The sequence below is a fragment of the Bacillus sp. FSL H8-0547 genome (genome assembly GCA_038002745.1).
Classification (GTDB): Bacteria; Bacillota; Bacilli; order Bacillales; family Bacillaceae; genus Bacillus_P.
In genome coordinates, this window is the sequence record JBBODD010000001.1 from 2,505,339 (window position 1) to 2,526,745 (window position 21,407).

23 protein-coding genes are annotated in these 21,407 nt (G+C 43.6%); 16 read left to right on the top strand and 7 right to left on the bottom strand.

What is annotated here, in order from left to right; genetic code table 11:
• Nucleotides 1-81 precede the first annotated feature (81 nt).
• The 3 genes from dapF (at nucleotide 82) to MHB63_12330 (ending at nucleotide 2,448) form a co-directional block, all read left to right on the top strand.
• Nucleotides 82-942 carry a diaminopimelate epimerase gene (dapF, locus tag MHB63_12320; GenBank protein ID MEK3807319.1) on the top strand — a complete coding sequence of 287 codons (861 nt, stop codon included), beginning with the start codon at nucleotides 82-84 and terminating at the stop codon, nucleotides 940-942.
• Nucleotides 943-1,025: 83 nt separating this feature from the next.
• On the top strand, nucleotides 1,026-1,388 hold the full coding sequence (locus MHB63_12325) for an iron-sulfur cluster assembly accessory protein (GenBank protein ID MEK3807320.1): 363 nt from the start codon (nucleotides 1,026-1,028) through the stop codon (nucleotides 1,386-1,388).
• Nucleotides 1,389-1,530: 142 nt separating this feature from the next.
• Complete coding sequence (locus MHB63_12330; GenBank protein ID MEK3807321.1) at nucleotides 1,531-2,448, top strand: hypothetical protein; 918 nt, start codon at nucleotides 1,531-1,533, stop codon at nucleotides 2,446-2,448.
• 294 nt (nucleotides 2,449-2,742) lie between these two features.
• Here the strand turns inward: MHB63_12330 and yumC are convergent, their stop codons facing one another.
• Nucleotides 2,743-3,738, bottom strand: a complete 996-nt coding sequence (yumC, locus tag MHB63_12335; GenBank protein MEK3807322.1) for a ferredoxin--NADP reductase 2 — start codon at nucleotides 3,736-3,738, stop codon at nucleotides 2,743-2,745.
• A gap of 385 nt (nucleotides 3,739-4,123) precedes the next feature.
• Here yumC and MHB63_12340 point away from each other — a divergent pair, with 385 nt between their 5' ends.
• The 5 genes from MHB63_12340 to MHB63_12360 all read left to right on the top strand — a co-directional run bounded on the left by MHB63_12340 (nucleotide 4,124) and on the right by MHB63_12360 (nucleotide 7,426).
• Nucleotides 4,124-5,347, top strand: a complete 1,224-nt coding sequence (locus MHB63_12340; GenBank protein ID MEK3807323.1) for an NAD(P)/FAD-dependent oxidoreductase — start codon at nucleotides 4,124-4,126, stop codon at nucleotides 5,345-5,347.
• A 103-nt stretch (nucleotides 5,348-5,450) separates the two neighbouring features.
• The gene (locus tag MHB63_12345) at nucleotides 5,451-5,933 is read left to right on the top strand and encodes an NUDIX domain-containing protein (GenBank protein MEK3807324.1); all 483 of its coding nucleotides are present in this window, start codon (nucleotides 5,451-5,453) and stop codon (nucleotides 5,931-5,933) included.
• Nucleotides 5,934-6,094: 161 nt separating this feature from the next.
• Nucleotides 6,095-6,223, top strand: a complete 129-nt coding sequence (locus MHB63_12350) for a YuiA family protein (protein ID MEK3807325.1) — start codon at nucleotides 6,095-6,097, stop codon at nucleotides 6,221-6,223.
• Between the two features lie 91 nt (nucleotides 6,224-6,314).
• Nucleotides 6,315-6,605, top strand: coding sequence for a YuiB family protein (locus tag MHB63_12355; protein ID MEK3807326.1), 291 nt, complete (start codon nucleotides 6,315-6,317; stop codon nucleotides 6,603-6,605).
• Between the two features lie 146 nt (nucleotides 6,606-6,751).
• On the top strand, nucleotides 6,752-7,426 hold the full coding sequence (locus tag MHB63_12360) for a 3D domain-containing protein (protein MEK3807327.1): 675 nt from the start codon (nucleotides 6,752-6,754) through the stop codon (nucleotides 7,424-7,426).
• 605 nt (nucleotides 7,427-8,031) lie between these two features.
• On the opposite strand, the gene MHB63_12365 is transcribed toward MHB63_12360, so the two are convergent.
• Both MHB63_12365 and MHB63_12370 read right to left on the bottom strand, forming a co-directional pair.
• Nucleotides 8,032-8,847, bottom strand: coding sequence for a cobalamin-binding protein (locus MHB63_12365; protein MEK3807328.1), 816 nt, complete (start codon nucleotides 8,845-8,847; stop codon nucleotides 8,032-8,034).
• Between the two features lie 12 nt (nucleotides 8,848-8,859).
• The gene (locus tag MHB63_12370; protein MEK3807329.1) at nucleotides 8,860-9,339 is read right to left on the bottom strand and encodes a divergent PAP2 family protein; all 480 of its coding nucleotides are present in this window, start codon (nucleotides 9,337-9,339) and stop codon (nucleotides 8,860-8,862) included.
• 157 nt (nucleotides 9,340-9,496) lie between these two features.
• Here MHB63_12370 and MHB63_12375 point away from each other — a divergent pair, with 157 nt between their 5' ends.
• The 3 genes from MHB63_12375 (at nucleotide 9,497) to MHB63_12385 (ending at nucleotide 13,307) form a co-directional block, all read left to right on the top strand.
• On the top strand, nucleotides 9,497-9,880 hold the full coding sequence (locus MHB63_12375; GenBank protein ID MEK3807330.1) for a DUF309 domain-containing protein: 384 nt from the start codon (nucleotides 9,497-9,499) through the stop codon (nucleotides 9,878-9,880).
• 30 nt (nucleotides 9,881-9,910) lie between these two features.
• On the top strand, nucleotides 9,911-11,401 hold the full coding sequence (locus tag MHB63_12380) for a leucyl aminopeptidase (GenBank protein MEK3807331.1): 1,491 nt from the start codon (nucleotides 9,911-9,913) through the stop codon (nucleotides 11,399-11,401).
• A 577-nt stretch (nucleotides 11,402-11,978) separates the two neighbouring features.
• The gene (locus MHB63_12385; protein MEK3807332.1) at nucleotides 11,979-13,307 is read left to right on the top strand and encodes a Na+/H+ antiporter family protein; all 1,329 of its coding nucleotides are present in this window, start codon (nucleotides 11,979-11,981) and stop codon (nucleotides 13,305-13,307) included.
• A gap of 38 nt (nucleotides 13,308-13,345) precedes the next feature.
• Here MHB63_12385 and MHB63_12390 read toward each other — a convergent pair whose 3' ends face one another.
• Nucleotides 13,346-13,504, bottom strand: a complete 159-nt coding sequence (locus MHB63_12390) for a hypothetical protein (protein MEK3807333.1) — start codon at nucleotides 13,502-13,504, stop codon at nucleotides 13,346-13,348.
• Nucleotides 13,505-13,688: 184 nt separating this feature from the next.
• On the opposite strand from MHB63_12390, the gene MHB63_12395 reads away from it, so the two are divergent.
• Both MHB63_12395 and MHB63_12400 read left to right on the top strand, forming a co-directional pair.
• Nucleotides 13,689-14,222 carry a DUF6241 domain-containing protein gene (locus tag MHB63_12395; protein ID MEK3807334.1) on the top strand — a complete coding sequence of 178 codons (534 nt, stop codon included), beginning with the start codon at nucleotides 13,689-13,691 and terminating at the stop codon, nucleotides 14,220-14,222.
• 228 nt (nucleotides 14,223-14,450) lie between these two features.
• Nucleotides 14,451-15,275, top strand: a complete 825-nt coding sequence (locus tag MHB63_12400) for a hypothetical protein (protein ID MEK3807335.1) — start codon at nucleotides 14,451-14,453, stop codon at nucleotides 15,273-15,275.
• A gap of 196 nt (nucleotides 15,276-15,471) precedes the next feature.
• On the opposite strand, the gene MHB63_12405 is transcribed toward MHB63_12400, so the two are convergent.
• Nucleotides 15,472-16,026, bottom strand: a complete 555-nt coding sequence (locus MHB63_12405) for a restriction endonuclease (protein MEK3807336.1) — start codon at nucleotides 16,024-16,026, stop codon at nucleotides 15,472-15,474.
• Between the two features lie 224 nt (nucleotides 16,027-16,250).
• Nucleotides 16,251-16,835, bottom strand: coding sequence for a biotin transporter BioY (locus tag MHB63_12410; protein ID MEK3807337.1), 585 nt, complete (start codon nucleotides 16,833-16,835; stop codon nucleotides 16,251-16,253).
• A gap of 104 nt (nucleotides 16,836-16,939) precedes the next feature.
• Between MHB63_12410 and MHB63_12415 the strand changes: the two genes are divergently transcribed.
• Nucleotides 16,940-17,536: a sulfite oxidase-like oxidoreductase gene (locus tag MHB63_12415; GenBank protein MEK3807338.1), complete on the top strand. Its 597-nt coding sequence runs from the start codon at nucleotides 16,940-16,942 to the stop codon at nucleotides 17,534-17,536.
• 127 nt (nucleotides 17,537-17,663) lie between these two features.
• Nucleotides 17,664-19,430, top strand: coding sequence for an ATP-binding protein (locus tag MHB63_12420; GenBank protein MEK3807339.1), 1,767 nt, complete (start codon nucleotides 17,664-17,666; stop codon nucleotides 19,428-19,430).
• Here MHB63_12420 and MHB63_12425 read toward each other — a convergent pair.
• Nucleotides 19,427-20,356: a DMT family transporter gene (locus MHB63_12425; protein MEK3807340.1), complete on the bottom strand. Its 930-nt coding sequence runs from the start codon at nucleotides 20,354-20,356 to the stop codon at nucleotides 19,427-19,429. The two genes, MHB63_12420 and MHB63_12425, sit on opposite strands and share 4 nt — an antisense overlap.
• Nucleotides 20,357-20,504: 148 nt before the next feature.
• Here MHB63_12425 and MHB63_12430 point away from each other — a divergent pair, with 148 nt between their 5' ends.
• Nucleotides 20,505-21,227, top strand: a complete 723-nt coding sequence (locus MHB63_12430) for a DsbA family oxidoreductase (GenBank protein ID MEK3807341.1) — start codon at nucleotides 20,505-20,507, stop codon at nucleotides 21,225-21,227.
• Nucleotides 21,228-21,407: the final 180 nt, after the last annotated feature.

The following is a 21,407-nucleotide window of genomic DNA, read 5'->3' on the forward strand; positions in this document are numbered from 1 at the left end:
ATAACAAACGGGGGATATTTCTATTGTGCTCCGGTTTCCAGCATTTTATACTTATAAAAAGAAAAAAAACGGGAGACTCTTATGAACCAATTTAACTTTACCAAAATGCACGCACTTGGAAATAACTATATATATGTAAATATGTTCGAAGAAAAGATTGAAGAATCACGTATATCCGAAATCGCCGTAAAGGTATCGAATGTCTATACAGGGATAGGATCAGACGGCATGATCCTCATTTGTCCTTCAGATAAAGCAGCCGTAAAGATGAGAATTTTCAACAGTGACGGCTCTGAAGGGAAAAACTGCGGAAACGGACTTCGCTGCGTGGCGAAATACGCGTATGAGAATAAACTGACAGAAGAAAGAGAGTTTTCAATTGAAACCCTCTCAGGCCTTGTCTATGCAAAACTTGAAGGCGAAGGTTCCGTTATCAGCAAAGTGACAATTGACATGGGAGAACCTCTGCTTACCCGCAGCGAAATTCCGATGCAGGGAAATCCGGATGAAAGAGCGGTAAACGCACCTCTTGAATTTAACGGAAAACAGTATATGGGCACTGCTGTTTCAATGGGGAATCCTCATCTGGTCTTTTATGTGGATGATATTGAGACGGCACCTGTTTTAACCCTTGGTCCGGTTGTTGAAAAAGCCCCTCTATTTCCTGAAAGTGTGAATGTCGAATTTGTAGAAGTCGTATCTGAAAACGAGCTTCACTTCAGAGTGTGGGAGCGCGGTTCAGGCGTAACGATGGCTTGCGGTACAGGAGCATGTGCCGCCGTTGTTTCTTCTGTTTTAAATGGGTTCACTAAAAGAGGAGAAGATACGACGGTTCATTTAGCAGGCGGAGATTTGCTTATTAATTGGTCTGAAGAAGGAAATGTTTTTATGACAGGACCAGCTGAGGTAATCTGTACAGGAGTCTATTACTACAGCAGCTGACAGGCTGAATCATTTGAGACTTCTTTCCGGATTGGGTATACTGGTAGCATAGCCTTTGGATAATCGGCAAAGGAGGAATAAAGATGAGCGATTTAGTAACAATTACGGAAGCAGCAGCTTTTCAAATAAAAGACATGATGAAAGAAAACGGCGAGGAGCAGGCATATCTGCGTGTAGGCGTAAAAGGCGGCGGATGCAGCGGGCTTTCTTACGGAATGGGTTTTGAACAGGAGCCGAACGAAGATGACACGCAATTTGAGCTTCACGGCATTAAAGTTGTAGTGGATAAAGAGAGTACGGCTATCCTGAAAGGCACGATTATTGACTTTAAAGAGTCCCTGATGGGCGGCGGCTTTACAATCGACAATCCGAATGCCATTGCTTCATGCGGCTGCGGTTCTTCTTTCAGAACAGCAACAAATACTGGTACTCCTGAGGAGTGCTGATAAAAGGACATTTCCCTGTAACGACAGGGGAATGTTTTTTTTTGCTTGTTTTACATAATAACCCCTGATTCTTTTCTCTGACACTGGACAAAAACCCAGCATATAGTATGGGTGTGAAAACGATAAGGGGGCAGAGCAAAGTATGTATTATCATCCATATACGCCGTATCACGGCTATTATTCTTACCGTCTGAATTCAACAGACGAATTAAATGAAGGTCTGTATAAATGGGGCAAGTTCACATTTTCAAATGATGCTGAAAAAGAGGCCTTTATTTTTTACTTAGACAAAGAGTCGGGAGATGCGTATATCCTGTCTTTTCCTGCTTTAACTACAAGCAGAGTAAACGTTAGCGATATAAAATCATTTAAAGTAATGGAGAAACCTCCCAAGGCTGAAGGCGAAGGGCAAAATGGAGGCGGTCAGTCAGAGCAGGGGCAGCAAGGCGGCTCTTCAGAAGGCGGACAGAACGGCGGACAAGGCGGATCCGGCGGTCAAAATGGCGGATCCGGAGGGCAAGGCGGAACTGAAGGGGGTCAGAACGGCGGAACAGGAGGCCAAAATGGCGGTTCCGGAAGCGGACAGAGCCCATTTGGCGAGATGCCGGGAATGGGTCAGAACGGAGGCTCACAAGGCGGTCAAGGGGGATCGCCTGGACAGATGCCTGGCATGGGTCAGGGCGGAGGCTCACAAGGCGGTCAAGGGGGATCGTCTGGACAGATGCCTGGCATGGGTCAGGGCGGAGGCTCACAAGGCGGTCAAGGAGGGTCACCTGGTCAGATGCCTGGAATGAGTCAAGGTGGAGGCATGCAGGGAGGCCAGCAGAGTCCGTTCGGCCAAATGCCCGGAATGGGTCAAGGTGGAGGCATGCAGGGAGGTCAGCAGAGTCCGTTCGGCCAGATGCCTGGAATGGGCCAGGGCGGAGGCATGCAGGGAGGCCAGGGAAGTCCGTTTGGCCAGATGCCCGGATCAGATCAGGGGATGATGCAGTTTGACGGCCAGCGGTATCAGCAGCCGCAACCGTATTTTTATAACCCCTACAACCAAAACTGGCAGTAAATAAAGATAGAGAAAAACTAAGTGGTTGGTTGCTAAAAAGGAAGAGTTGGCAGTAAAAAAAGGGAAGTTGGCAGTAAAAAGAAAGAGTTGGTAGTAAAGCGGGAAAAGTTGGTTATAAAACGGCAATCCTGGCAGCAAAATTCAAGTGTTGGCAGAAAAACTGACTTATCATGCAGTGAGCATGTAAAACTTGCCGCTCTCATCATTTTTTTCTGGATTAAACCAAAAAATTAACGCAAATAAAAAAAGATTGCAGAGAAATAAAAAATTTCTCTGCAATCTTCATTATTTCCCTTATTTTTCAAACAGGCTTGTGCTGTGAAGAGGCTGCACTCTTGCTTTTGGATCCATATAGGCTTTTGCATTGTTAACGGCAGTTGGGGCTTCTCCAAATCCGCTCGCAATCAGCTTGACTTTTCCTTCGTATGTGCAGATATCTCCTGCCGCATAAATGCCCTCAACATTTGTCTCCATTTTGCTGTTGACGAGGATGGAGTTCTTTTCGATTTCAAGTCCCCAGTTTTTAATTGGGCCGAGAGAGGAAACAAATCCGAAGTTTACGATGACAGCATCAACGTCCAATACTTCTTTGCGGTCGCCTTTTACTTCTTCTAATACGACCTGTTCAATCTTGTCTGATCCGGTCAGTTCAGTTGGGATGAAAGGAGTCAGGATTTGAACTTTCGAGTTGTTTAAATTTTCTACACTGTGCTCGTGGGCGCGGAATTTATCTCTTCTGTGGACAAGGGTCACTTTTTCTGCAATCGGTTCAAGCATAAGTGACCAGTCTACTGCTGAGTCTCCGCCTCCGCATACGAGTACGCGCTGTCCTGCAAACTGATTCAGGTCATCGATGAAATAGTGAAGATTTGATTTTTCAAATGAAGCCGCTTCTTCAAGCTCGATTTTACGCGGCTGAAAAGCACCGTTTCCGGCAGTAATGATGATGGTTTTAGAGTAATGGACTTCTTGATCGGTTGTCAGTTTGAAAACGCCGTCTGCCTGTTTTTCAACATCGGCAACTGCCTGTTCAAGACAAACCGTTGGTTCAAATTGAGCCATTTGTTCTTTTAAGTTGTTGACAAGCTCCTGAGCGAGGACTTTTGGGAATCCCGCTACATCATATATGTATTTTTCAGGATAAAGGGCAGAGAGCTGTCCCCCAAGCTGCGGAAGGCTCTCAATAATTTTAACAGATGCCTGGCGCATGCCGCCGTAGAATGCCGTGAACAATCCTACCGGTCCGCCTCCGATAATCGTGATGTCGTATACTTTTGTGTCTTCCTTCACAAAGATAACCCCCAATTGTAATTGATAATGATTCTTAATGTTAACATATTGTCACTCGTTCGTCATTTCAGCCGGCAGCCGCCTGCAGTGCGAAAGAGTCATTCACTGTTTGATTATGATTATTATAGAGAATGTTTTTATTTTTGTAAAATTCTTAACGTTTTTAATCCTTTAATTTGGTCTTGAAAAAATCAGTACAGGTGCTATTATGGAATATAGGCATTATTTCTATCATATTTAATTATTTGCTTCTTTCTGAAAAGTTAAGTGAACATTTTCACAAACTTTTTTGCGGAAAACAAAATAAAAAGCTGTAAAGCGGAGGAAGATAAGGAATATAGACATTATTCTATCCTTCACAGCAAAAAAATCAAAAAAGGTGGATGTGATTCGGTTGAGAAAGCCCAAAATAGTAGTACTAGGTGCAGGTTACGGCGGATTAATGGCAGTTACGCGTCTTCAAAAAATGATCGGTGTAAATGAAGCAGATCTTACACTTGTGAACAAAAATGATTATCATTATGAAACAACATGGCTTCACGAGGCATCAGCTGGTACGCTGCATCATGACAAAGCAAGATACCAAGTAAAAGATGTCATCGATAACAGCCGCGTGAAATTTGTGAAAGATACTGTTGTATCGATCAACAAAGATGAGAAGAAAATCGTCCTTTCAAATGGTGAGCTTGAGTATGACTATCTTGTTATTTCTCTTGGTTCTCATCCTGAGACATTTGGAATTAAAGGTCTTAAAGAATATGCATTCGGCATTACAAATATTAATGCTGCACGTCAATTGCGCGAGCACATCGAATATCAATTTGCTACTTACAACACAGAAGAAGTAAAACGCGACCAGCGTCTTGCAATTGTTGTGGGCGGAGCAGGCTTCACCGGCATCGAGTTCCTTGGAGAGCTTGCAAACCGTGTTCCTGAGCTTTGCCGCGAGTACGATGTTGATCATAAGAAAGTGCGCATCATCTGTGTAGAGGCTGCACCAACAGCGCTTCCTGGATTTGATCCTGAGCTGGTTGAGTATGCTGTAAATCATCTTGAGCGCAAAGGTGTTGAATTTAAAATCGGCACTGCGATTAAAGAATGTGTTGAAGACGGCATTATCGTTGCAAAAGACGATGTAATGGAAGAAATTAAAGCTGACACAGTTGTTTGGGCAGCAGGCGTACGCGGAAACAGCATTGTAGAAGAAGCCGGATTTGAAAACATGCGCGGCCGCGTAAAAGTTGACTCTTACCTTAGAGCTCCAGGCCATGATGATGTCTTTATCATCGGGGACTGCTCTCTTGTGATCAACGAAGAAATCAACCGTCCATACCCTCCTACAGCTCAAATCGCTATGCAGCAAGGTATCACAGCTGCTAAGAACATTTCAGTTGCAGTCCGTGACCAGGGCGAAATGGAAGAGTTCAAGCCTGACATTAAAGGTACAGTAGCTTCTCTTGGCGAAGACGATGCAGTAGGCATGGTATTCGGCAAAAAAGTAATGGGTACAAAAGCTTCATTCATGAAGAAAATGATTGATAACCGTGCTCTTATGATGGTTGGCGGAGCAGGTCTTGTAGTGAAAAAAGGAAAATTTAAGTTTTTCTGAGAAATCGATTAAACTAAAGACAAGAGCTATATGCTTTTGTCTTTTTTTTTACGCAAAAATTGATATTTACATAAAGGATTTTCAAAAGGAAGGGGAGTTTTAAATGTCATCCAAACGGGGAAATGTGTGGATTGCCGTTTCAGGGCTTGTTGAAAATGAGAATGGTGAATGGCTTGTCGTTAAAAAGCGTTATGGAGGTTTAAAGGGCAAATGGTCATTTCCTGCCGGCTTTGTAAACGAGGGAGAAACAGTGGATGAAGCTGTTTCAAGGGAGATCTTAGAAGAGACAGGGATAGAAACGGCTGTACTTGGTGTGATTGGGATCAGGTCAGGTGTCATCCATGAAAAAATCAGCGATAACATGATTATTTTCAGGCTTAAAGCCATCTCTTCAGACATTACCGTTCAGGAAAATGAACTGTTTGAAGCAGCCTTTATGCACCCCAATCTACTAAGGGAGCATAGTGATTCGTCTTTGCTTCTAAAATCATTCGCAGATGAAACGTTTGAAAAAATGCTGAACAAAGTGGACGGGGCGAATCCCGGAAATCAGTTCGGATACACAGCTTACCGTTTATTTTTATAATTTTCAAAATAATAAGAAAAGTTAAGGAAACGAGAGGAAGAAGTTGATGTATTCGCTTACATCAGGAATCTCGTCAGATTTTCTTCCTTTATCCTTTACAAAGAACCTGATATAGTATCTTCAATATCTAAAAAGAGATTTTTACCGGGAGGGAAATATAGATGATCAATGGATCTGTTATCGAAAAGAAAGAGTGTCCTTATTGTTCGGGTAAAGGATATTTCCAGCTGCTTCTTGGAGGTTCCGAAACGTGCGACTGCTGCAACGGAACAGGGAAGAAATCAGCATAGATTTTAAGATTGACGGGTTATCCCTTGTTCAGTACACTAAAAGAGGTGTATTGGAGGGGATAACTTGTTTTTGCCTGTATTAATCATTTCAATGCTTTTATTTTTTGTTTTGTTTTTTGGAATCGGTTTCTTGCTGAACATGCTGCTCAGAATGTCATGGATCATGGCTATTATTTATCCGATTGTCTGCATCTTTATCGTAGATTCAGTTAAATTTACGGCCTACTTCACAGCTCCCGGTTCATCTATATCTTCGCTTGGACAGCGTTTTGCGTCATTGGCCCTTGCAGATATCCTGATATTAGTAAGCGGACTCGCCGGAGCCATCGTGTCCGGAATCGTCATTAACATGCTGCGAAAAAGAGGATATCAAATGTTTTAGTCCTGATCTGTACGATGCGTGCAGGTCTTTTTAGTATGTTTATACTCTTTTTTATAAGATCTAGAAGAAATTGGATTCCTCTTCATTCTGAATATTTCGCTTCCTGATTGGAAACGATTATGAGTGTGAGAGGAGTGACACATAAGATGAAAAAAATGATAAGGCGCCTGCTGATGGCTATTATGCTTCTGCTTGCGCTTGGCACGACGTTCAAGGCTTTTTCAGGTGCAGAAGCGACAGATATAACGGGCTGGACCGGATTAGCAGAAGGTAGATTAAAGGCAGAAAATCACCCCTACAAACTGTCAGGACTTACATTCAAGTCATTAAAAAGCAAAGAAACGGCGCTTGCGATTTCAGCCACAGGTGAAACATCAGAATCGCTGGAAGACCAAATGGCGCACTACCCCAAAAAAGAAGTCACGGCTACCGGATACACTGCAGGCTTCGAATCAACGGGTAAACATCCCGAACATCCGGAATACGGCATCACTTATTCCGGCGTAAAAGTGAAAAGAGATTTATATTCTACAATTGCAGCTGACCTTAACGTCTTTCCTATCGGCACCATTCTTTTTATACCAGACTACGGCTTCGGCGTCGTAGCGGACAAAGGCGGAGCCATCAAGGGAAATGAGCTCGATCTCTACTACGACACCGTAGATGAAGTCTATGAGCTCTGGGGCAAAAAGACATTAGACATATACATCGTCCAGAAAGGAAACGGACGGTTAACTGAAAAACAGCTGACGGAGCTTAATGAAAACAGTTCCATGCAGGCGTTCCGTCAAAAATACATGAAGCCTAAAACAAAGAGTTAGAGACTGGTGGTTGTTACCTGAGGGTTATATGCCCTTATGACCCTTCACAGAGTTATTTTCATGCTGAAGGGTTAAATCAAGTGCCCTTATGACCCTTCAGAGAGTTATTTTCATGCTGAGGGGTTAAATCAAGTGCCCTTATGACCCTTCGCAGAGTTATTTTCAGGCTGAGGGGTTAAATCAAGTGCCCTTATGACCCTTCACAGAGTTATATTCATGCTGAAGGGTTCAATCATATGCCCTTATGACCCTTCACAGAGTTATCTTCATGCTGAAGGGTTAAATCAAGTGCCCTTATGACCCTTCACAGAGTTATTTTCATGCTGAAGGGTTTTATCATATGCACTTATAACCCCTCAGACAGTTTCCTTCACACTAAAGGGTCATATCTGTTGTGTTTATGACCTTTCACACCAGTCCATCTTCGATTGATGGCTCTATTCTGTCTTACCAACACCGCAAATCCAAACTCTGGAGACACACAAAAAAGACAGCCCCTTTTACACGATTCCTATATGAACAAATTTCTATCAAACGATTGAAATTGTCCTCAGGCGAAAGCTGAACAAATAAAAAAAGTCCTGGCCGCGGCCAGAGACTAAATGTTATATGCGCAATTGTAAATCATCCATTGCTTTCGGTTTTGGATAAACGCCAGGATGCAAGATGTCAGCAAGCTTCGCAAGCCCGTGCAGCAGGCGGGGGGAAGGACGGCAATAAAGCTGTTCTTCGAGCAGATGTATACGGTTCTCTCTTACAGCTGCAACGCTCTCTGCATGCTGTCTCTTTAAAACATGTGAGATTTTCATCCGGCTTTGTTTCACTCCGACCCAGGCAAGGCAGATATGGTCAGGGTCTCTCTCCGCTACATCGCTCCAGTCCGTTTGAACGCTCACTAAATCGACATCTTTAAATAGATTCGTACCGCCTGCAAGTTCACACATTTCTGTGAGCCAGTTGACTCCGCCCGGTGTGAAAATCGGATTCGGCCACCATTCAAAATAGACGGTCGGGCGTACGTTCAGCTTCTTTGAAATTTCCCGGTATTCATCCAGGAACTGATGATACCGGGAAACAATGTCTTCAGCTCTTTTTTCCGCTCCTGCTGCTCTTCCGACTGCAAGCAAATCATCGCCAATGTCTTTAAAAGACTGCGGATTAAGAACAAGATGCGGGATGTTTCGTTTTTTTAGCTCTTCAATGTTTTTTTCCATTCCCGGCACACTCAATGAGGCAAGAACCAGGTCTGGCTGATGCTGTTCAACAAGATCCATATTTATGGACAAGTCAGGGCCAAGCTTTGGGAGTTCAGTTACCCGTTTTGGCCAGTCTGAAAAGTCGTCTATAGCTACAAGAGAATCTGCAAGCCCAAGATAGGCAGCAAGTTCTGTATTGCTTGGGCAGATTGAAATCAGGCGCACGCAATCTCTCCTTTATAAGATGATCAGATAATGGAGGAACAGAGTCAGAAGAATACCTGTCAGTCCTCCGAAGAACACCTCGATTGGCTGATGTCCGAGGAGCTCTTTTAATTTTTCCTGCTTTTTTTGTTCTTCCTGTTTTGGCCAGTTTTTGGCTTCGCCTACAAATGTATTAAAGTCGGTGACAAGCTTATTGAGAACGGTTGCCTGTTCACCGGCATGTCTTCGTACTCCAGTTGCATCAAACATCGTAATGATTGCAAAGACGGCTGAAATAGCGAAAAGGGAGGAAGCAAGGCCGTTGTCAATCGCTACCCCTGTTGCAAGGGCCGTTACGGCTGCAGAGTGAGAGCTCGGCATTCCGCCTGTGCTTGTGATAAGCGACCAGTCAATCTTGCGGGTGGCTATGTAGGTGATGGGCACTTTTACAAATTGTGCAAAAAAGATGGCTGCAAGTGAAGCCAGTAAAGGGAAGTTAAGAAATGTCTCCATGAAGTCTTACATCCTTTCGGTTTCGTGATGGTATGCTGGTATCGCTCTCAATTATAGTTCCATGTATTCATGCCCTTATCCTTTGTCATTTGTTCAAATAGTATAAAAACTTTTTGTGCTTTGATACAATAGGGACAGAGGGGAGTGTGCCTGCTTCATGACTCTTTATCCGATGGAATATTATCAGTTTTTTATCTCATTTAATGAAGGCGATTATTATACGTGCCATGATCTGCTCGAATGGATCTGGCTGACTGAAAAAGATAACCTTTTTTTAAAAGGGCTGCTTCAGATGACGGTCGCTATTTATCATTACGAATATGGCAATATTAAAGGAGCAAGGCTTATGATGCAAGCAGGGCACTCCTACATACAGCCTTACCGTCCTTCTTACTGGGGCGTCGACCTTGAAGAGATAAATGAGTTTATGGAACGTTCGCTTGAGATCATTCCATCTGACGTACAGTCGGTGCCTTTTGAGGAAGCGGGACGGCTCCCAAAACTGCCAGCTCTTTTTCTTTACCTGAAAGAGCAGGAATGAAAACATAATATATGATGGAGGTGTGCTTGGATGTTTCATATTAAATCACATGCATCCTGGGAAGAAGAAACAATCGTAATCGGTCTTTTCCATAAAAACGGTCCGTTTTCAGGCGTTCTTGAAGAACTTGACCGCAAGCTTGACGGACAGCTTGCAGAGCTTAGCAAAGACGGAGACCTGCCAGCGAAAAAGAAAGCCATTACCAAAGTACATACACTTGGAAAACTGGCAGTAAAGCGAATCTACTTTGTCGGGCTCGGCAAGGAAAAAGAATATGATTTTGATGCATCAAGAGAAGCTTTTGCCAAGCTTTTCAGAACGGTTCAGGACGCTAAAATTCAGTCTATAGCTGTATGCCTTGATACGTTTACAAACGAAAACGTCGACGGGAATGAGGCCGCACATGCGCTTGCCGAGGTGCTGCCGCTTTCTACATATAAAGTTCAGGATTATAAACAGCGTTCAAACGAACCCGAGCGGAACATTCATCAGGTCACAGTCATTTCACAGGCAGATGAAGATGAAATACGTTCAAGTCTGACAGTAGGATCTGCATTTGGAGAAGGAACAAATGCTGCAAGAACGCTGGTCAACATGCCTGGGAACATTTTAACAGCAACAGAGCTTGCCAAGTATTCTGTAGATCTTGCGGGGAAATACGGATTTGAGTATGAAGTGCTTGAAAAGGAAGATATGGAGAAGCTTGGAATGGGAGCGCTTCTTGCTGTAAACAAAGGCTCTGAGGAACCGCCGAAGATGATCGTCCTGAAATATCAGGGAAAAGAAGAATGGAAAGATGTCATTGGCCTGGTCGGCAAGGGCATCACATTTGATACCGGAGGCTACTCGATTAAGCCAAAGGACGGCATTGTCGGCATGAAAACAGATATGGGCGGAGCGGCTGCCGTTCTTGGAGCAATGGAAATCATCGGAAAGCTGAAGCCAGAGCAAAATGTACTGGCAGTGATTCCATCAACAGACAACATGATCAGCGGCAATGCATTTAAGCCGGACGATGTCATCGTATCACTAAGCGGAAAAACAATCGAGGTGCTGAATACAGATGCAGAAGGCAGGCTGGTCCTTGCGGATGGCATCACGTATGCCAAGCACCACGGAGCAGACTATTTAGTGGACGTAGCGACTCTTACAGGAGGAGTCATCATCGCGCTCGGCACTCATACTACTGGAGCCATGACAAACGATGAAGCCCTGTTTGAGCAGGTTCTTGAGGCTTCGCATGAATGCGGCGAGCCAATCTGGAGACTGCCGATCACAAAGAAGGACATTGAAAAAGTGCGCGGAAGCAAAATGGCGGACTTGAACAATTCTCCGGGACGCGAAGGGCACGCCATTATGGCCGGCACATTCATCGGTGAATTTGCAGAAGGCACGCCTTGGGTTCACCTTGATATCGCAGGAACAGCAACATCATCCAAAGGGGACGAATTTGGTCCTGCAGGCGCCACAGGTGTTATGGCGCGTACACTGGCAGCTTTAGTTGAACGGTTTGAAGCATAATTGATAAGAATGTCCGGCAGAAACAAGCTGCCGGGCATTTTTTTTTGCCTGCCGGACTAATGGTGAAGCTCGCTGGAAATTGAATACAGGGGAAGCGAGCTGGAAGATAGCATAGGGAAGCGGAAGAATCGTACGGTAAAAGCGGGTCCGTGTGTGAAGATGGCGTAAGGAAGCGGAAGAATCGTACGGTAAAAGCGGGTCCGTGTGTGAAGATGGCGTAAGGAAGCGGAAGAATCGTACGGTAAAAATGGGGTAGTGTATGAAGATAGCATAAGGAAGGGATGGAACCGTACGGTAAAAGCGGGTCCGAGTGTGAAGATGGCGTAAGGAAGCGAATGAATCGTACGTTAAAAACGGGTCCGTGTATGAAGATAGCATAAGAAATCAAGAGAATTGCAATATTGCCCCCCAGAAAATCATGGATCTAAACCCATCTATTCAACAAATCCTTTAGTCTGCTAATATAATAAAATTTTAACATTGACACCAAAATTAAAAGTATGTTATTTTATCTCTATTGAATTTATTTCTCTAATACATTACCAAACTAAAGCGAAAGATTTCGGAGGTTTTATAGATGAATGCAGTAATTTTGGCTGTCATTGTGATGCTGATTTTGAGCCTGCTGCGGGTAAATGTTGTCTTTGCCCTTGTTACTGGAGCTCTTGTCGGCGGATTGACAGGAGGTCTTGATTTAAAAGCAACAATTGAAACATTTACGGGCGGTCTTGGCAGCAATGCCACAGTTGCCCTGAGCTACGCTTTGCTCGGTGCGTTTGCTGTCGCTCTTTCAAAAACAGGATTGCCTGATGCAATGGTCGACGGAGCGATTAAACTGGTTGGCAAAGAAGGAGAAGAGAGAAAGAAATCTCTATCCAAAGTACTTATTATTCTAGTCATACTGATTATTTCAATCTTTTCACAAAACGTGGTTCCGGTTCATATCGCGTTTATACCGGTATTAATTCCGCCGCTGCTTAAGGTTCTTAATCAGCTAGAAGTAGACCGCCGCTTAATTGCAGTAGTCATTGCATTCGGATTGATTACACCTTATATGCTGCTTCCGGTGGGATTCGGTGCAATTTTTCATGATATTCTTCAAAAAAACATGGCATCCGGCGGATTAACTGTAAGCCTGAAAGATATTCCTGAGGCGATGCTGCTTCCATCTGCAGGTATGGTGGTAGGTCTGGTTGCGGGTTTCTTCACGTACAGGAAAAAACGTACCTATCAAACGAAAAACGTTGCTGATCAGCAAATGGCTGTTTACACGAAAAAGAGTGTCGGATTTGCTGTGCTTGCCATTGCAGTTTCGTTAACTGTTCAATTGATCCTGTCTCAAAAACTTGAGGTAGAGGGAATGATCTTCGGTGCGCTAGCAGGAATCATCGTCCTTTATGCAACAGGTTCGATGAAATGGAATGAAGCAGATGAACTGCTTACAACGGGTATGAGAATGATGGCGTTTATCGGATTTGTCATGCTTTCTGCAGGAGGATTTGCAGCTGTTATGCAGGAAACGGGACATATTGAATCTCTTGTAAAAACGTCAGCCGATCTGATTAACGGAAACCAGTCGCTTGCTGCATTGCTGATGCTTCTTGTTGGTCTGCTTGTAACAATGGGGATCGGATCTTCGTTCTCTACTGTTCCGATTATCGCTACCATTTTTGTACCGCTTTGTCTGGAGCTCGGTTTCAGCCCGATGGCGACAATCGCTTTAGTCGGTACCGCGGGAGCATTGGGGGATGCAGGTTCTCCTGCGTCTGACAGCACGCTTGGGCCAACTTCAGGATTAAATGCCGACGGTGAGCATAACCATATTTGGGATACCGTTGTACCTACTTTCCTTCACTATAACATTCCGCTTATTATTTTCGGATGGATTGCGGCAATGGTTTTATAAACATGAAAAAGCCTCCTGCTCATGCAGGAGGCTTTTGACTATTTTTCAGATAAGTTGTTTATCCGCTGAACAAGCTCTTCGTCATCCATTTCAAGAATAACGTCTTCTAGCTCAGGCTTTTCGGCAGCCAGTTTGCTTTCATATGTTTCGCGCTCAAGCTCATTCAAAAAGTAGCGCTTCATTTGAAGAACGGTCATGACGTTCACCTCTTTCATTAAATTTCAATATAATTTTTTCCATAATAGGAATCTACTATACATGAAATCTATGATACTGTAAGATTTTATCGAATTTTGTCTAGTTGTGCAAGGATTCAATCTGCGGCAGGAGATTGAAGAAAAGAAATCGAACTAGACAAGAAAAAATGAGAGGGGTGCTGTCATGAAGTGGACGAAGCAAAAGCGGATATTTGCTGGCGTTCTTTTTATTGTTCTCGTGTGCGGAGGAGCGGCGGCTTATGTTTTTACCGATTTGAATCCAACACCTGTGCAGAGTGCTGAACAGGTAGACAGCAAGATTGATAAACATGCAGACAAGCTTGCAAAAGTAGACTTGAGCAGCAATCCGTTTCCGGTCGGCGGCGAAACGGTAACAGAAGATCAAATTCAGAAGTACCTGCACGGCATGTCCCACCAGAAGGTTGAGGCAAAAGATAAATGGATCCATTTTGAAATAACGGAAGAACGGATTCTCTACTTAATGAAGCAGATTGAAAGCAACAAAACTGCATTCGGCCATGCAGATCTGTATCTTGACATGTTAAGCAGGTGGCTCGAGGGGGATTACTCAGAAGCGGACCGGGACCATAATGCAGTGTGGAATCTTCAGGGGGGAACAATAGGCAAAGCAACTGGTGTGCTGACGGATGCTGAAGAGGCTCAGTATCTGGAGGAGAATAAGGAAGATAGGAAATGATTAGTTCCTAAACGGCAGACTGCGCTCAATTGGCTGACTGGGTCGGTTCAGAAGTCCCAAATATAGCCCACGAACACACCAATCAGTATATGAGGTGTGTTTTATTTTGTGAAATTTAATCGGTATGTTAACTTATTCATCAATCTGGGTATTTAATGGAAGAAGTGATGAGGTGCGCTTCTTTTATATGGTTACATAAAAGGAAATAAGATGTGAAGGAGATGAATGATGTCGGCTGAATTGGCATTTAAAAAGTACAAACGTTTTCTGGAAAAAATCGACACAGCAAAATATGCTGTCCTCTGTGATCAATCCCGCTTCAGGGCATCTGCCTACAACAGACTGGGCAGTACCAAAGGATACCTGATAGTGCGCGAAAACGGAGAAATACCTCCGAGAGAGGAGGCCATTCCTCCTTACCGAATGTTTATAGAATTTAATTCTTTTATGTTTGGGATTGATGAACAAGCTCAAGCCGAAAGCAGGAAACCGACTGCTGTCTTTCAGGATACGATAAACCTTTTGGAACAAATAAAGCCCTTCGTTCAATCAAGCAAACGTGAGGCTGATCTTGCTGCATCCCAAATAAGAGAGCTGGATAGAGGCTTTCAAAGAATAAGAGAGATTCGTCCGGAAGCCTTGAAGATTCACGGAGAAGTAGTTGATACAGGGGTATTAGATGAAAACGTCTTAAAGAATGTCAGAGCTCTTATGAAAGAGTTTACAGAGCTTCAATATAAGCATTTACATATTCAAATCGATGCCAGAGAAAATTTTTTGATCATAACGAAAGAACTCACCAACAGTGTAAAAGGTTTATCCGGCAAAGAGAAAAGGGCGGCAAAAAAAGCTGAGGATGTATTTACATTTCTGACTGAAGAGAAATATCAATCCGGTTTGAGAAAAAGTTTAATAGAGTTTGAAAAAGATCCTGACGGAAATCAGAGATCCTTTTATAAACTGGGAGATTGGGAAGAAAAATTAAGTAAAAATTCTGACAAAAGAAACGATTTGATATTTCAAAACGAATTACTTGCTCAATTAAGAAATTAATATCAAAGAAGTTAGCGATTGCTGTGCTGCTGTATACAGATACAATACAAACCTTTTGAAAATCAATAAAAAGCATATCGGCAGCTATGCTGTCTGATATGCTTTTTTATGTGCTAAAGTAGATCAATGGTTAAAATGTTTAGAGCAGGATGCCCTTTAATTGGTATGGAGGTCGACTGAGAAGATCAGCCTGCATTCACATTTCAGTAGAGGCTTTTCCCTTATTAACCTTTAATATCCACGAAATAAGCTGATCCCGGCCATAAAGCCTGATGTTATTCTCCCTGGCGAATTCCTTTGCCTGTAAAGTGAAATCATTATTGGAAATAATCCAGCACTCCTCCGTTTTAAGTGTGAGGGATTCTTTGGAGGCTTTTTGCACGAGCCTGATTCCGACCAACCGTTTATGGCACTTTACCTTAACAGCAGCTGTTTTTCCTGAAGGTGCACTCAATAAAAAGCTGATTCCCTCATGCTCAGCTGAATTGTCAGCATGATAGCCCTGCTTTACGAGGAGATCAGCGACAAATTGCTCAAGTTCCCCGTCTGACATCTTATCTGTTTTCCAGATTTCAGATTGACTCTGCCTTGTTAAGTCTCTTTTGATTATGAACAGCCCGAATGACATAAAGACTGCCAGTAAAAGAAAAAAAGTGATGAATCCTGCATCAAAGCTTTTAGTCACAGCCCATGCTGCAGCTGGTACTGAAAATTGCACCAGCAGAATCCATTTTAATAATCGTTCTCTCAAATGGCCACATCCCCTTCTGAAAAACGAATTTTTCTTAGTTTAATAATGATGGATTATTAGAAGATTGACAATTTATAATCATGTTCATCATCTCTTCAGTCCATAAGCATTTTTCCTTCTGCCGGATGATATCCGAATCTGTTTATAAGCAGTGTGCAGGGTTATGGGCATGCACGACATAAAAGCAGACGGAATGAATACCGTCTGCTTTTAAAGAGAAAGAATCAGGCCGCACTGTGTCTTCCAGCGCCGGCTTTTCTGTGAACAGCGTAATAGATTCTTGGCGCGATAAGCGCACCAATCAAGGTAAAGATAACATCTTTAACCATAAACCATGTCATGACTGCCCATGCCCCTATGTAGCTCATATCTACATTCAGCCAGTAGTTCAGAGCCGCATACATGTAGGTGGTTCCTATTATATAGATGAGAGCAATGCCTGCAAAGGATGCCAGCATGAAAACTGGCAGAGCAGGTTTTTTGTTTGCCTCCAGAATTTTACCTGCTGCATATGCCGCTGCAATATAGGAAAGAATAAATCCGCCCGTGCTGCCGAACATGACGCCGATCCCGCCGCTGAATTGGGCAAACACAGGTGCGCCGGCAATTCCAATCAGTGCATAAACGATCATGGAGAGTGCCCCAAGCCTGCTTCCAAGAAGCAAACCTGCTAAAATAGCAAAAAAGGGCTGCATGGATAATGGAACGGTTCCCACGGTTAAAAAGGAAGTAAGATTTGCGCCGATGGCCATCAGTGCTGCAAACATCCCGACAAGCGCCAGGTCATAAGCTTTTAATTTTGTTTTCATATTCTCATCCCCCATAGATGCTATGTATGTTCCATTAAAGAGTAACTGAAAAAGCGCAAATATGTCAACTTCATTTTTATTTAGTTAACAAAGGTGGTGTTTAGATGTATTTTGGCAAGGTAAGATCGAAAGGCGACCCGGACCGAGTGCCGCCAAATCAGCATGTCACTACGACATTTCCTGTCCTGCATGCAGGGAATGTACCGTATTATGAAGACATCAGCAAATGGGATCTTCAGATTTTCGGGCTTGTCAAACAACCGAAGCGGTTTACATATGAAGAGCTCATGAGCTTGCCTCAATCAGAGCAGGGAAATGATATTCACTGTGTAACCGGCTGGTCGAAGCTTGATAACGTATGGAAAGGAATTCGGATGAGGGAACTTATTGAAGAATGCGGTCTGTTTGAGAACGCAAAATACTGCATCCTTCATGCAGAAGAGGGATGGACGACAAACCTCCCAATAGAGGACTTCCTGAAAGAATCGAGTCTGCTTGCCCACTCCCATAACGGAGAACCGCTCACACCAGAGCACGGATATCCGTTCAGGGCCGTTTTTCCTCATCTGTATTTTTGGAAAAGCGCCAAGTGGCTGCGCGCAATCCAGTTTACTGAGCATAATCACCCTGGTTTTTGGGAAAAGAACGGGTATCATATGTACGGGAATCCGTGGAAAGAAGAACGGTTTACATGGGACTAGAAAAACACCTGCTGCAGGTGTTTTTTTGTTTTCTTAAGTAAGACAATGATAAATTGAATGAGCGCACCGGCAGATTATCGTCTATAATGGGGATTGCTTACACAATTAAACCGGAGTGAACGCCATTATGTATTTCACCATTCTTGGACTAGTGTCCCTCATTCCAATGCTTCTTGGGATGATTATTTATATAAACGAAAAAACCATTCTCTCAAAGGCGATCGTTTCCTTTTTAATGATGCTGTTTATTTGGCAGATTGATGTTGCGGTCCTGTACGGAACGGATATCTTTTCAGCCGGAACAGCCGAATGGTTATTTAAAATCGGGCGCTTTGGCTCCATTTTTATCCTGCCTGTGGTTTTTTATTTCATGTACCTGCTTTTAAAAGACGAGAACTTTGTTTCCAAAAAAAACTGGTTCAGTGTCATTAACGTAAAAACATTCCGTATCTTTATGCTTTGGAGCACCCTTGTTTTTACTGTCAACCTTACGTCTTACGGAATCTCAGGCATGAGAATGATTCAGGATGATTTTTTCCCTGACCACTACTATCCTGTGTTCGGAGGGCTGAACTGGACGTTTTTTCTGAACATTGCGGCTGTTTTTTTCACCATCCTCATGCTGATCAGGGTTTCCATGCACCTTGCTGACAGAGACGTGCGTTTCTTCAGTATCTTTTTCTGCACATCAATTTTGTTTGTTTTCATGAATGGGATGCTTGCAGGCTACCATGTTCTTCCCTTGTTTTTATCAAGCTTTGGTTCAGTTCTGTCGACGCTTATCATTTTTATGGCATATTTTATTATGCACTCCAGGCGGATTCAGCGGATGAACAGGGATTTAAACGATCAGAAGGACTTTCTCATGAAAGTAATGGACTTGAATCCAAGCTACATTTACGTGAAAAATCAGCAGCTGAAGTTCGTATTGGCCAATAAAGCGATGTCTGAGCTTTACGGCAGGGAAGTAAGTGATCTGATCGGAAAAGAAGACTCCGATTTAAATGACCAGCCGGATCAAATAAAAAAAATCCGGGATGAGGAGCTTCGCATCCTGTCGTGGGAAACCGAAAAATGGGCAGAGCCTGAGCTTGCAATTGACTCGACCGGAGGCACGAGATGGATCGAAGTCACGAAAATACCGGTAAGGCTTGAAGGCGAAACGTACATACTCTGCATAGGGAACGATGTCACTCAAAAGAAGCGGGATGCCGAGCTTATTTTAAAATCAGAAAAGATGAGTGTCATAGGAGAACTTGCGGCAAGCATTGCCCATGAAATCCGAAATCCCCTTACTTCTATTAAAGGTTTTGTCCAGATTCTTCAGGAGGATGAGAGTCTGCGTGCAAGGCGGGATCATTTAAGAGTCATGTCAGAAGAAATCGACAGAATCAATGAAGTTGTCGGAGAATTGCTGCTGATTGCAAAGCCGCAAATGCAGACGATGACTTCTGTTGAGATGAAGACGGTGATTGAAGATGTCATGATGCTTATGAGAGGCAGTGCCGAAACAAAGGATATTCGCTTTAAGCTTGCTGCAAGCGAACCTTTCTGGATACAAGGCTACAAAAATCACTTAAAACAAGTGTTCATTAATCTGATTAAAAATGCAATCGAATCCATGCCGGGCGGAGGCACAGTCTCTGCATCTATTAAAAGACTGCCCGACGGCCGGATTCAACTATCTATAGCAGACGAAGGCACCGGTTTAAGCAGAGCGCGGCTCGAAAAGCTTGGCGAGCCTTTTTATACGACTAAGGAGAAGGGCACAGGGCTCGGGCTGACAGTGTGCTATAAGATTATCAGGGAAGAGCATCAGGGAGACATTCAGTTTGAAAGTGAGGAAGGGCAGGGAACCGTGGTTCATGTTACCCTTCCGGAAAAACAGGATTAAAGGCTGCGGCTTTTTGATCCTGTTTTTTTACTGGCATTTGTGCCGATTACTCCTGCAATAATAAGGAAAGCGCCGATCCAATGGTACAGGTAAATCGTTTCATTCAGCACAATTGCCCCGGCTGCAATGGAAATAACAGTAGAAAGATTCGCAAATACACTCATTTGGGAAGCAGGCAGCTTCGAAAGAATATAGTTAGACAGAAAAGAGGTCAAAAGAGTAGCAAAAACCCCTAAAAAGCAGGTGTATAGCAAGAATGGAACATTTGTCCACAGAGATGCATAGCTCATCAAATCACCTGCTGCGGCATGCTGAATAATGGCATAGGCATTAAAAAAGATAAAGCCGAACGTAACCATAATAAAGCTCAGCTGCAGGGGAGAATAAGAGACTGAAAGAAACCTTGCGAGCACCGTATAACCGGCAATAGAAAGGCAGGCTATAAACAGCAGCAGATAGCCGAGATAGCTGCCCATATCAATGCTCGCACCTTTCATGTAAAAAATGGAGACAACCCCGGAAATGGACATAAAAATAAACAGTACCTGAACGAAGTTTGTACGTTCTTTTAAAAATAAGGCAGCAAGAAGAGCAGTTAAAATTGGAGCAAACGCCATCAGAATACCGCCTTCAGCTGAAGTGGTATAAAGAAGGCCAAAAGCTTGAAAACTAAAAAACATTGTTGGGTAAAACAGGGCAAGCAGCAATAAATAGCCTAGGGATTTTTTGCTTTTGATTGCCGGAAGCTTCACTTTAAAGATGATCTGGATCAGAATAAGAACAATAAAACCAAGGGTAAAACGGTAAGACAGCGTATCGGACGGGGAGGCATCCTCGAGCGCAAGTTTTGTAAATAGGAAGGTCAGCCCCACAATGGAGGCATTCAGAATTGCCGCCAAATAAGGCAGGAGTATTTTTTTGTTCATCTTTTGCACCCCTTTCATTCTTCACCATACCATGTTTCCGGACAGTTTGGGTAAGATATCCAATGGAAGGATAAAAGTCAATGCTTCTGTTCTGCTCTTTTCTGATGATTATGCTACTATAGGACTATCTTTGAAATGAGGTGCTGTGATGAAAATCGAGATTTGGTCTGACTACGTCTGCCCATTCTGCTATATAGGAAAAAGAAGGCTGGAAGAGGCTCTTGAATCTTTTCCGCATAAAGAACACGTGGATGTCGAGTTTAAAGCATTTGAACTTGATCCGAATACTCCGCTGAAAACGGATCAGACGATTCACGAACAGCTTGCTGCCAAATACGGCATGACGGTTGAACAGGCAAAAGAGGCAAGTGCCAATGTCGCCCTGCAGGCGAAAAGTGCAGGCCTGAATTTCCGGTTTGAGAATATGAAACCGGCAAACACATTCGATGCCCATCGCCTGGCGAAGTACGCTGCTTCAGAAGGAAAAGAGAAAATGATCTCAGAGAAGCTGCTCCAAGCTTACTTCACGGAATCAAAGGACATTTCCGACCACGGAGTGCTCGCAGATCTCGCTGAGGCATCGGGAATGGAGCGGGCGAAAGTTCTTGAAATTCTGAGCGAAAAAGCAGCTTTTGGCGGTGAAGTCCGCGGAGATGAAGCGGCTGCGCGCCAGTACGGCATAAGCGGGGTCCCGTATTTTATCATTAACAATAAATATGCGATTTCAGGTGCACAGCGAACAGAAACCTTCTCAGGCGCCCTTGAAAAGGTGTGGGCCGAAGAACAGGCTGCTTCAAAGCTGCAGGACCTTTCCGGCGGAGAGGGCGATGTATGCGGCGATGATGGCTGTGACATTGCAGGAGAAAAATAAGAGGTGAACGACTCGTAGTGGAAGCGGGTCGTTTTTTTGTTATCTAAATGCATCCTTATGAAAATGGAATGCGGAAATATGGGATAGTAAAACCCGAAAATGCTGCCCCATAAAAACGGACTCCGGAAATATGGGTTAGTAAAACCCGAAAATGCTGCCCTATAAAAAAGAACACCAAGA